The organism is Pseudoxanthomonas taiwanensis, assembly GCF_010093135.1.
Lineage (GTDB): Bacteria > Pseudomonadota > Gammaproteobacteria > Xanthomonadales > Xanthomonadaceae > Pseudoxanthomonas > Pseudoxanthomonas taiwanensis.
Genome location: NZ_PDWK01000081.1, coordinates 1 through 10,695, shown reverse-complemented (window position 1 = coordinate 10,695; position 10,695 = coordinate 1). Strand labels below are relative to the sequence as shown.

The following is a 10,695-nucleotide window of genomic DNA, read 5'->3' as shown; positions in this document are numbered from 1 at the left end:
CAGGCCAGCCTGGAACTGCACGGAATTGATGCTCATGACGCCACCTCGTCGCCTTCAGGTGGCCGTATGCTCGGCGGTGGGCGACGCACATCCTGCGACTGGCGGCTGAGGGTCGGGGCTAATCAGGTAAAAGAATAGTAGAAGGAAAAGACCGAGTGGTATTGCTATGAGAAGACCCAAACCCTTCAAGCAGGAGCCGGCATGTGCGACGCAGTTTTTGTTTCACCCGAAAGCCGAGGTCGCCTGCGTGTCTGACGTCGGCCTACTGATCCTCGGCTTCTTCGGGCAGGCGCTGTTCTCGGCCCGCTTCCTGGTCCAGTGGATCGCCTCGGAGCGTGCCCGGCGGAGCGTCGTGCCGCGAGTATTCTGGTGGCTGAGCCTGGGCGGCGGCCTGACCTTATTCGTCTATGCCATCGCTCGCCAGGATCCGGTGTTCATGGTGGGTCAAGGAGCCGGCCTAGCCATCTACGTGCGCAACCTGCGACTGTCCGCCGCCGGCCGGGAAGCTGATGCGGGAGGCGTGTCGTGAGTCATCGGCAATGGTGGCTCATGGCCATTGGCGGCGTCGGCATCTTGGCAATCATTTCCCTGTTCCTTCGACCCCTGATCCCGGTGGACGAGACCCGCTACATCACAGTCGCCTGGGAAATGTGGGATCGCGGTCAGTTCCTCGTGCCGTACCTCAACGGCGAGTTCTACGACCACAAGCCGCCTGCGCTGTTCTGGCTGATCCATGCGGGCTGGGCCATTACCGGCGTCAACGAGTGGTGGCCGCGCTTGATCGGCCCACTGTCAACGCTGCTGAGCCTGTGGCTGCTCATGCGGCTGGGCTCGCGACTCTGGCCCGAGCGCCCTGGTATCGGCCGGGTGGGCGCCCTGATGTTTCTGGGGTCCTGGTTCATCGCCTTTTACCAAACCGCCTTGAGGTTCGACATGCCGCTATTGGCCACTATTGCCCTTGCGTGGTTATGCCTGGTGAACGCAGCGCACACTGGCTTGAAGCGATACTGGGTTGGGTTTGGCGTCGCCCTCGGTCTGGGCCTGCTGGTAAAAGGGCCCGTGGCTCTGGTGTACACGCTGCCGGTCGCATTCGCGTTTCGTTGGTGGGCCCCCGTCGACGCGCCGAAATTCGCCCCGGCGAGCGCGACGTGGATTGCCTTGCTGGCACTCGCCGTCCCCGGACTGTGGTTGGCGGCCGCCTGGTGGCATGCATCCGAAGCGTATTTCAGCAAGCTGCTGCTGGACCAGACGCTGAACCGCGTCAGCGGTGAGATGGGTCATCCGCGACCGTGGTACTGGTATCTACCCCTGTTGGTGTTGCTGCCCTTCCCCTGGACCCTGTGGTGGCCTGCCTGGAGGGGTCTTGGAAAGACGCTGGGCAACATGGAGGACCGCGCCAACCGGTTCCTCGTCGTTGCGATGGGCGCCACGCTACTGATACTGAGCTTGGTGGGCGGTAAGCAAGTTCACTATCTGATCCCCTTGTCTGCCCTGTTTTCACTGGCACTGTCGCGTGGCCTGCATGATCCGCGCTGGCGGGTGTCGCGCCATCATATGTTGGTGCCGGCGCTGGTGATGTCGCCCTTGCTGATTATGGTCATCATCCTGGCGGGGAAAGCAGCAGGGGTCGACCTGCGTGCAGGGATTGCAGAGATTCCCCTGTGGAGCCTGGCGCTGCTCACGCTTATCCCGATCAGCCTGATGCTTTCGCCGCCCAGCGATCCAGTGCTCGCCGCCCGGAGGCTTGCCGCAGCTAGCCTGACGTTTTGTGCCATAGCGATGCTGGTGATCTACCCCATCGTCCGGCCCGTTTACGATTTAGCAGCGGCCGGGGACTACGTCGGGCGCCAGCAAGCCCGAGGGCGGCCGGTTATCTACGTGGGAAATTATCAAGGTGAATTCGGCTTCTTTGGTCGGCTGCGACAGCCGGTCATCGAACTTTCGCCCGAGCTGGCTGAGCGCTGGATCGACCAGCATCCCGACGGCTTGGTGGTGTCGCGCCTGAAGCGGCTCAGGCTCGAAGGGGAGCCGCGTCCGGAGTATCAACAACGATATAAGTCCGACACGTTGCTGATGTTCCGAGCTGCAGAACTGGTGTCCACGGGGAGTGGACTTCGTGAGCCCACTTCTAACGAGTATTGAGCCATGAATGACATGAGGCATGCATCCACGCAACAACCTGAGCTGTCTGTCGTCGTCCCGGTATTCAACGAGGAGAGGAACCTGGTTTTCCTGATCAGAATTTAAGGGGGGCGCAAAAGCGCCCCCTTCTTTTTGAAATGCCTGCTTGACGGGGAAGCTTACGCCGTGGCCGGCCGGCGTGGTGGCCGGGATCCTGGGTTTCCTGCTGGTCCGCTACGCCATTCCTGGCTTGATCGCGAGCAGTTCCAGCGGCCTCGCATCAGCGTTCTCCGGTGCGGCCCTGGTGCCACTCGCTTGTGCCGTGCTTGCCGCCTGCTGGGTGGCTGCCTTCGTTTCCTTCCTGCGGGCGCGGCGTCGCAGCCGGCTGCTGGATACGCGCACCGGGCTGGAGAGCATCGCGGCGCTGGGTTGGCGGGATTTCGAGCGGCTGGTGGGGGAGGCTTTCCGCCGGCAGGGCTACCGGGTGGAGGAAACCGGGCTGGGTGGCGCGGATGGCGGTATCGATCTGGTTCTGTTCCGGGGCGGGCGGCGCACGCTGGTGCAGTGCAAGCACTGGCGCCGCGAAAAGGTACCGGTGGCCGTGGTCCGGGAGATGTATGGCCTGCTAACCCACCATGGCGCCGACGAAGTGTTCGTGGCCGCCATGGGCGGATTCACTCCGGACGCGGAACTGAACGTTTTGCCGCCGGCAAGCCGATCCGGCTGATCGAGGGTGCCACGTTGCTGGACATGATCCGCAGCGTGCAGCGCGGGCAGGGCGGGGCTGCCGCGACTCCTGCCGCTGGCAGAATGCAGGCCCCCGTCGAAGCTGCGCCTGGGTGTCCGCGTTGTGGCGCGGCCATGGTGCGCAGGACCAACCGTCGGGACGGGAGCAGCTTCTGGGGATGCTCCAGGTTCCCTTCCTGCCGGGGTGCCAGGTCGGCGCTTGGCTGACGCGGCTGGTTCCGCCGTGGAGCGGGAGCCTCAGGCGGCAAAGGTGCGGGCAAATCGGGCCACGACGTCGCGGTTGGCGCGCGCCGCCGCGCGCACTTCCTCGCTACGGATCCGGGCCGAGTCCGCAACCGTTTCCCAGAAGTCGATGGCTGCCGCGGCCGCGCGCGCGATGTGCGTCGCCTGGCCGCCGCGTTCGGGCGACGCGAGCACCAGCGGTTCGGCGGGCCGCACGGCGCCGGTGCGGGACGGGGCCAGGTACGTCGGCAGCATGTCGTAGGCGGGCGCCAGCGGCAGCGGGCCGGCGTCGACAAGGTGGAAACCGAGGTTGCCGGGGTGCATGTCGCTGTTGCCGATCAGGCGCCCGAACCAGTGCAGCACGGCCATGTCCCGCGCCGTGTCCGGCGTGATCCAGCCGGACTGGAGCAGCTGTTCGCCGACCAGGCCCCAGTCGCGTTCGCCGCTGCCCAGGAACGCGGCATCAAGCGACTGCAGCGAGACGAAGCCGTGGCGGCCCAGGTGGCCGGGCGTGCGGTCGAAGCGGCGCACCTCCAGGCACAGGTGGCGCTCGGCCTCGACCAGCTCCGAAGCGGCGGCAGCCAGGCCATGGGCGGCCAGGCTCTGCAGGGCCAGGTGCTCGCACACCAGCAGGTCCGCCCAGCGCGTGGTGGCCTGCTGCCCGTCGCGCAGCGCGAACTTCACCAGCGCGGCGTAGCGTTCCCCGGCGTCGAGCACGGTGCTGGTGAACTTGGGCTGCTCCCCGCCGGGGGAGGATCCGACCTCCTCGCCCGCCAGGGCGTCCTCGGCCCAGGCCGAGTAGCGCTGCGGCCGTTCCCCGGCCGCGAGCGCATCGGAGGGCGAGTTGGCTTCCGCCAGCGCCAGCTGCAGGGCGGTGCTGCCCAGCAGCAGGTCACCGATGTGGGTGCCGCCGGTGCGGGTAATGGCCAGCAGTACGTCGCGCTGGCGCCAGCGGTTGAGGTCGGTCGGCACGCCCAGCGTAGGGCCCAGGCGATGGGCCAGGTTGCGGCCGAGGAAGCCCTGCGGGCGCAGGTCGTCCAGGAACCAGGGCAGGCCCGGGAAGTGGCCGGGCATGGCGTCGACCGGATGCAGCAGGTTGGGGCGCTCGCCGGCGGCGAGGAACTGGAAGCGTTCGCCCCGCAGCAGGTACACGCTGCCCAGTTCCTCCACCGTGCCGTCAGGTCGCATCCGCCACAGGGGCCAGGCGTTGCCGGCATCGCTGTCGGCGCGCGCTAGGTAACGGGTGGCGCGGGCGTTGCCGACCTGCAGGACGCGGTCGCCGGCCTCGCGCAGCAGACGCAGCACCACCGGGCGGGTGACGCCCAGCTGCTGCACCAGGGTCGAGGCAGCCATCGGCTCGCCGGAAGCGAGCAGGGCCAGCAGGTCTTCCACGGTGGCGGAAGGGCGGCGCGCCATGGGCATCCGTTTCTTTACGATTCCGTTGACGATATCAGGGAGGCAATCCGGGCGCAATACCCCGAAGGATCAACGACTTGGGTCCTGCGCCCGGCGGATTTATTTACGATTTCCCCGGCGATCCCGGGAAAACATGAAGGCCCGCTCGCGCGGGCCCTCGTGGGGGGCTGCCGGAAGGGCACCGGGTCCGGCAGTTCGCCGGTCCCGCCTCAGCCCTGCTTGCCGTCCGCCGGGGCGGGGAACTCGAGGCTGACCGGCACCGCCAGCAGGTACTTGCTGCGGTACTGGCCGTTGAAGGTGTCCTCTTCCTTGACCACCACGCGGCTGGCCTTGTCGATCCAGAAGCGCTGGAAGGCGCCCCCGCCGGGGTTGCCGCTTTCGGTTTCCACCAGCCAGCAGTCGTAGCGGCGGCCGTCGGCACCGGCCAGGGTGCGCTCGCCGAGCACGGTGTAGTCCACGTCCAGCGGCGCGGGCATGCCCACGTCGAACAGGCGGATGCGCAGGGTGCCGTCCTTCTCGTAGGGCAGCAGCGGCAGCAGGGTCAGGTCGCTGTGCCAGTTCATCCACCAGCCGTCCTGCATGGCCTGGAAACCGGCCTCCAGGCGCTCGCGGGCGGTGTCCGGCCATTCGCCCTAGGCGATGCCCCTGCCTTCGGCGGGGACGACGCTGGAGGACATGCGCTTGCCGGAGCGCACCCAGGTGGATTTCTGCGACAGGGTGGCGGCATCGGAGGCAGCATGCACGGTGCGCGCGGTGTGCATGGTGCCGTCGGCATCCACCCAGTGGTGGGTGATGACCCAGGCCGGCCTGCCGTCCACGGTCTCCTGCGCCACCTCGAAGCTGGACAGCACGGCGCGCCTGACGCCGGTGCCGGGCCCACCGTGCATGTACACCAGGTAGCTCAGCCGGGCCGGGCGCAGCTGCTCCAGGTGCAGGTCGGACGGGGTGACCCGGTACGGCTCCGCGGCGGTGGCCGGGGACAGGGCGGCGGACAGGGCCAGGGCGAGATACAGGATCGGTCGCGCTACGGTGGGACGCATACGGGAACGATGGTTGCGCTTGCCGGGGTGCGCGCATCCTGTCCCGGCGCGCGGCCGGGGTGGAGTGCCGGAGGGCGGTGTGACTCCCGTCAGAGGGCGGCGGCGAGGGCCGGGCGCGGTGCATGCCGTCGCCCGATCCCCCTTCCCGCCGGGAGGGAGGGCAGGAAGAAGGCCCGCTCGCGCGGGCCTTCCTTCCGGGTACCCCGAGGGCCGGGCGGCCTACTTCAGGCCGCGGAACTCCAGCAGCGGCTCCACGCTCGGGTCCTTGCCGCGGAACTCGCGGTAGGCCTGGGCCAGGTCGCGGGAGTGGCCGATGGAGAGGATCTTCTCGCGGAAGATCCGGCCGTTCTCCCGGGTCAGGCCGCCGTTCTCCTCGAACCACCTGTAGGCGTCGTGGTCCAGCACCTCGGCGCCGAAGTAGGCGTAGTAGCCGGCCGCGTAGCCGCCGCCCCAGACATGGGCGAAGTAGTTGGTGCGGTAGCGCGGGGGCACGGCGGGCAGGTCCACCTTGTACTTCGCCAGCGCCTGCTTCTCGAAGGCGTCCACGTCGTCCACCTTCGCGTCGGCCGGCAGCAGGTGCCAGGCCAGGTCGAGCAGCGCGGCGGACAGGTATTCGGTGGTGGCGTAGCCCTGGTTGAAGGTGCGCGCGCGCACGATCCTGTCCACCAGCTCCTGCGGCATGGGCTCGCCGGTCCGGTAGTGCCTGGCGTAGTTGGCGAACACCTGCGGGTGCAGCGCCCAGTGCTCGTTGAACTGCGAGGGGAACTCCACGAAGTCGCGCGGCACGTTGGTGCCGGAGATGCTCGGGTAGGTGGTCTTCGAGAACATCCCGTGCAGGGCGTGGCCGAACTCGTGGAACAGCGTGGTCACCTCGTCGAAGCTCAGCAGCGCAGGCTGGCCCGGCGCGGGTTTGGTGAAGTTCTCGACGTTGTAGATGACCGGGATGGTGCCGGCCAGGCCGTCCTGCTCGACGAAGTTGCCCATCCAGGCGCCACCGCGCTTGCTCGGGCGCTTGAACGGATCCAGGTAGAACACGGCCAGCTGGGTGCCGTCGGCGTCGAACACGTCGAACACGCGCACGTCCGGGTGGTAGACCGGCAGGTCGGTGCGCTCCTTCAGGGTGATGCCGTACAGCTCCTGGGCGGCGTAGAAGACGCCGTCCTTGAGCACGCGGTCCAGCTCGAAGTAGGGGCGCACCTGGGCCTCGTCCAGGTCGTACTCGGCCTGGCGCACCTGCTCGGCGTAGAAGTCCCAGTCGGCGGCGCCGGCGGTGAAGCCGCCGCCCTGCGCGTCCACCACGGCCTGGATCCTGGCCAGCTCGGCGCGGGCGCGGGCGGTGGCCGCGGGCACGGTGTCGGTCAGCAGCTTGAGCGCGGTCCCGGGGGTGCCGGCCATCTGGTCGGCGATGGCGTAGGCGGCGTAGTTGTCGAAGCCCAGCAGCTGCGCCTTGCGTGCGCGCAGCTTGGCCAGGCGCAGGATGGTGGCGCGGGTGTCGTTGTCGTCGCCCCGGGCGGCGCGGTTCATCGACGCGGCCAGGATCTCCTCACGTAGGGCGCGGTCCTTCAGCTTGCCCAGCACCGGCTGCTGGGTGGTGTTCTGCAGCTCCAGCAGCCAGCCCTCCTTGCCAGCGGCCTTGGCCGCCTCGGCGGCGGCGGCGAGGGTGCCCTCGTCCAGGCCTTCCAGGCGCGCCTTGTCGGTCACCAGCACGGCGCCGGCATTGGTGGCGGCCAGCAGCTTGGCGCCAAACGCGGTGGTCAGCGAGGACTCCTCGGCGTTGAGCTTGCGCAGCTCGGCCTTGTCGGCCTCCGACAGCAGTGCGCCGGCGCGCACGAACTGGTTGTAGCGGTGCTCGACCAGGGTGCGCTGCTCCTCGGTCAGGCCCAGCGAATCACGCTGCTCGTACACCGCCCTGACCCGCTCGAACAGCTTCGGGTCCAGGTAGATGGCGTCCATGTGCTCGGCCAGCTTCGGCGCCAGCGCCTCCTCGGCGGCCTGCAGGGTCGGGTTGGTGTGCGCCGAGGTCATGGCGTCGAACACCAGCATGGCGCGCGAGAGCGTGGCGCCGGCGCGCTCCATCGCCTCGATGGTGTTGGCGAAGGTGGGCGGCTCGGGGTTGTCGGCGATGGCGCGGATCTCGCCCAGGTGCTGGCGCATCCCCTCCTCGATCGCCGGCTGGTAGTCGGTGTCGCGGATGCGGTCGAACGGCGGGGCCTGGAACGGCAGCGGGCTGGCGCTCAGCAGGGGGTTCTGGCCCTGGGTGTCGGCGGCGGTGGAATCAGGCATGGCGGTGTCGGTGGCCGGACGTTCGCCGCAGGCGGTCAGGGCCAGGGCGATCGCCGAGGAAAGTAGCAGCTTGCGCAGCATGAGGGGCTCCGGAGGAAGAACGATGCGCCCCGCACTCCGGCGGGGCCATCGTCCAGCATCGCCCCCGGGCCGCGGGCGGCAGCAGTGCCGGAGGTACCGGATTGGCGCCAAACGGCGCCGTCAGGCGGCCAGCAGGCGGTTGACCCGCTGCACGAAGGCGGCCGGGTCGGCCAGCTGGGCACCGGCGGTGAGCTCGGCCTGCTCCAGCAGCAGCAGGGCCAGGTCGGTGGCCTGGGCGTCGTCGGCGGTGGCCTCCAGGCGGCGGACCAGGGCGTGCTGCGGGTTGATCTCCAGGGTCGGGCGGCTCTCCGGCACAGGCTGGCCGGCCTCGCGCAGCAGGCGCACCAGGTGCGGGGCCATCGCGTACTCGTCCAGGGCCAGGCACGAGGGCGAGTCGGTCAGGCGCGCGGACACCCGCACCTCCTCCACGCGCTCGCCCAGCAGGCGCTTGAGCCGCTCCAGCAGCGGCCTGGCCGCCTCGGTGGCTTCCTCCTGCTTCTTCTTCTCGGCCTCGTCCAGCGGCAGCTCGCCCTTGGCGATGTGGCGCAGCGGCTTGCCGGCGTACTCGCGCAGGTGGCTGACCATCCACTCGTCGATGCGGTCGTACATCAGAAGCACTTCGATGCCCTTGGCGCGGAACGCCTCCAGCTGCGGGCTGCCGGCCGCGGCGGCGTGGCTCTCGGCGGTGACGTACCAGATGGCGCCCTGGCCGGGCGCCATGCGGCCGATGTAGTCGTCCAGCGACACGGTCTGCGCCGCGCCCTCGCCGCGGGTGGAGGCGAAGCGCAGCAGCCTGGCGATGCGCTCGCGGTTGGGCGGATCCTCGGCGATGCCCTCCTTGAGGGTGTTGCCGAAGGCCTTGAGGAAGGCGGCGAACTTCTCCGGCTCCTCCCGCGAGAGCTTCTCGATCAGGTCCAGCACGCGCTTGACGCAGGCGCCGCGGATGCGCTCCAGCTGGCGGTTCTGCTGCAGGATCTCGCGGCTGACGTTCAGCGGCAGGTCGTCCGAGTCCACCACGCCGCGCACGAAGCGCAGGTACTGCGGCAGCAGCTCCTGCGCCGCGTCCATGATGAAGACGCGCTTGATGTACAGCTTCAGGCCCTTGCGCTCGTCGCGCCCGCCCATCAGCAGGTCGAACGGCACCTGCGAGGGCAGGTACAGCAGCGTGGTGAAGTTCTGGTTGCCCTCCACGCGGTTGTGGGTCCAGGCCGCCGGGTCGTTGAAGTCCTGGCCCAGCGACTTGTAGAAGCTGCGGTACTCCTCGTCGCTGATCTCGTGCTTTGGCCGGGTCCACAGCGCCGAGGCGTCGTTGACCGTCTCCCATCCGGGTCCGGCCTCCCCACCCTCCTTGCCGGCGGTTTCCCCGGGCATGCGGATCGGGAAGGCGATGTGGTCGGAGTACTTGCGGATCAGGCTGCGCAGCTTCCAGCCGTCGAGGAACTCGTCCTCGCCCTCCTTCAGATGCAGGACCACGGTGGTGCCGCGCTCGGGCACGGTGGCCGGCTCCAGGGTGTACTCGCCGCGGCCGTCGCTCTCCCACTTCACGCCGGCCTCCGGCGCGCTGCCGGCGCGGCGGGTCAGCAGGGTGACGCGGTCGGCGACCACGAAGGCCGAATAGAAGCCCACGCCGAACTGGCCGATCAGGCGCGCGTCGGCCTTCTGCTCGCTGCCCAATGCTTCCAGGAAGCGGCGGGTGCCGGAGCTGGCGATCGAGCCGATGTTGGCCACCACCTCGTCGCGGTCCATGCCGATGCCGTTGTCGCGGACGGTGATGGTGCGCGCGGCCTTGTCCCAGCTGACCTCGATGTGCAGCTCGCCCTCGCCGCCCAGCAGCTCGGGCTTGCCGATGGCCTCGAAGCGCAGCTTGTCGCAGGCGTCGGAGGCGTTGGAGACCAGTTCGCGCAGGAAGATCTCCTTGTGCGAATACAGCGAGTGGGTCACCAGGTGCAGTACCTGGGCCACCTCGGCTTCGAACTTGCGGGTTTCGGTGGCGGTGGTCACGTGACGGGCTCCTTGCAAGGCCGGACCGGCCCGATATGCGAGCAGGACGTGCAATTTCAAGCGGTTGCGGCCTATGCTGGGGGGCATGGGCACCGCGATCGAATCCGTGCGCTTCCGGGCCCGCCTGCTGCGGCCGGCGCAGCCCAGGAACGCGACCTGGACCTTCCTCCTCCTGCCCCGCTCGGCCAGCGCCCGGCTCCCCAGCCGCGGCCAGGTGGCCGTGGAGGGGGCCCTGGCCGGCCACCCGTTCCAGGCCGTGCTGGAGCCGGACGGGGAGGGCGGGCACTGGCTCAAGGTGGAACGGAAGCTGCGCGAGGCTGCCGGCGTCCGGGCCGGGGACATGGTGGCGGTCATGCTGCGCCCGGCGGCGGAGGAGCCGGAGCCGCGGGTTCCGCCGGACCTGCGCCGTGCCCTGGCCCTGCACCCGCAGGCCCGGGTCACCTGGCAGGGGCTGACCCCGGCGGCGCGCCGCGACTGGATCCACTGGATCCCCTCGGGCCGGAAGGCCGAGACCCGGCCCCGCCGCATCGCCGCCGCCTGCGACATGCTGGCCGCCGGCAAGCGCCGGGTCTGCTGTTTCGACCGTTCCGGCATGTACAGCAGGTCCCTGCGCGCCCCCACCCCGGCCCCCCGCGCCCGCTTCGAGGCCGAGCGCGCGGCCCAGCTGCTCACCGCCCGGCAGATGACCGAGCGCGCGCAGGACTTCTACGTCTCCCTGGGCATGCCCAAGCTGCCGTCCAGCTACTGGGAGAAGAGCCAGTTCATCAAGCCGCTGGACCGCGAC

7 protein-coding genes and 2 pseudogenes are annotated in these 10,695 nt (G+C 69.2%); 4 read left to right on the top strand and 5 right to left on the bottom strand.

The window, feature by feature from the left end; translation table 11 throughout:
• Window positions 1–166 precede the first annotated feature (166 nt).
• The 3 genes and pseudogenes from CR938_RS12615 to CR938_RS12605 all read left to right on the top strand — a co-directional run bounded on the left by CR938_RS12615 (window position 167) and on the right by CR938_RS12605 (window position 3,075).
• Entirely contained in the window at window positions 167–529 is a 363-nt protein-coding gene (locus tag CR938_RS12615; protein WP_162125350.1) for a lipid-A-disaccharide synthase N-terminal domain-containing protein, read from the top strand.
• Window positions 526–2,142 (top strand): ArnT family glycosyltransferase, encoded by a 1,617-nt coding sequence (locus tag CR938_RS12610; protein ID WP_162125349.1) that lies wholly within the window; start codon window positions 526–528, stop codon window positions 2,140–2,142. The genes CR938_RS12615 and CR938_RS12610 overlap by 4 nt, the downstream gene beginning before the upstream one ends.
• 145 nt (window positions 2,143–2,287) lie before the next feature.
• Window positions 2,288–3,075, top strand: a pseudogene (locus tag CR938_RS12605) (restriction endonuclease).
• Between the two features lie 30 nt (window positions 3,076–3,105).
• Here the strand turns inward: CR938_RS12605 and yjjJ are convergent.
• The 5 genes from yjjJ to htpG form a co-directional block, all read right to left on the bottom strand.
• On the bottom strand, window positions 3,106–4,506 hold the full coding sequence (yjjJ, locus tag CR938_RS12600; protein WP_246191091.1) for a type II toxin-antitoxin system HipA family toxin YjjJ: 1,401 nt from the start codon (window positions 4,504–4,506) through the stop codon (window positions 3,106–3,108).
• Window positions 4,507–4,715: 209 nt separating this feature from the next.
• Window positions 4,716–5,087 (bottom strand): DUF3108 domain-containing protein, encoded by a 372-nt coding sequence (locus CR938_RS12595; protein ID WP_162125347.1) that lies wholly within the window; start codon window positions 5,085–5,087, stop codon window positions 4,716–4,718.
• Window positions 5,088–5,138: 51 nt separating this feature from the next.
• A complete protein-coding gene (locus CR938_RS12590; protein ID WP_162125346.1) occupies window positions 5,139–5,546 on the bottom strand; it encodes a hypothetical protein in 408 nt (135 codons plus the stop codon).
• Window positions 5,547–5,765: 219 nt separating this feature from the next.
• Complete coding sequence (dcp, locus tag CR938_RS12585) at window positions 5,766–7,829, bottom strand: peptidyl-dipeptidase Dcp (RefSeq protein WP_425502451.1); 2,064 nt, start codon at window positions 7,827–7,829, stop codon at window positions 5,766–5,768.
• A gap of 201 nt (window positions 7,830–8,030) precedes the next feature.
• Entirely contained in the window at window positions 8,031–9,911 is a 1,881-nt protein-coding gene (gene htpG, locus CR938_RS12580; protein ID WP_246191090.1) for a molecular chaperone HtpG, read from the bottom strand.
• 124 nt (window positions 9,912–10,035) lie between these two features.
• On the opposite strand from htpG, the pseudogene CR938_RS12575 reads away from it, so the two are divergent.
• A pseudogene (locus CR938_RS12575) lies at window positions 10,036–10,695 on the top strand (YdeI/OmpD-associated family protein); the annotation flags it as partial.

Excerpts from the sequence above, each read along its gene's own strand:
- CR938_RS12615 (WP_162125350.1), top strand. The coding sequence starts at position 167 with ATGAGAAGACCCAAACCCTTCAAGCAGGAGCCGGCATGTGCGACGCAG.
- yjjJ (WP_246191091.1), bottom strand. The coding sequence starts at position 4,506 with ATGGCGCGCCGCCCTTCCGCCACCGTGGAAGACCTGCTGGCCCTGCTC.
- CR938_RS12595 (WP_162125347.1), bottom strand. The coding sequence starts at position 5,087 with ATGCAGGACGGCTGGTGGATGAACTGGCACAGCGACCTGACCCTGCTG.
- CR938_RS12590 (WP_162125346.1), bottom strand. The coding sequence starts at position 5,546 with ATGCGTCCCACCGTAGCGCGACCGATCCTGTATCTCGCCCTGGCCCTG.
- dcp (WP_425502451.1), bottom strand. The coding sequence starts at position 7,829 with ATGCCTGATTCCACCGCCGCCGACACCCAGGGCCAGAACCCCCTGCTG.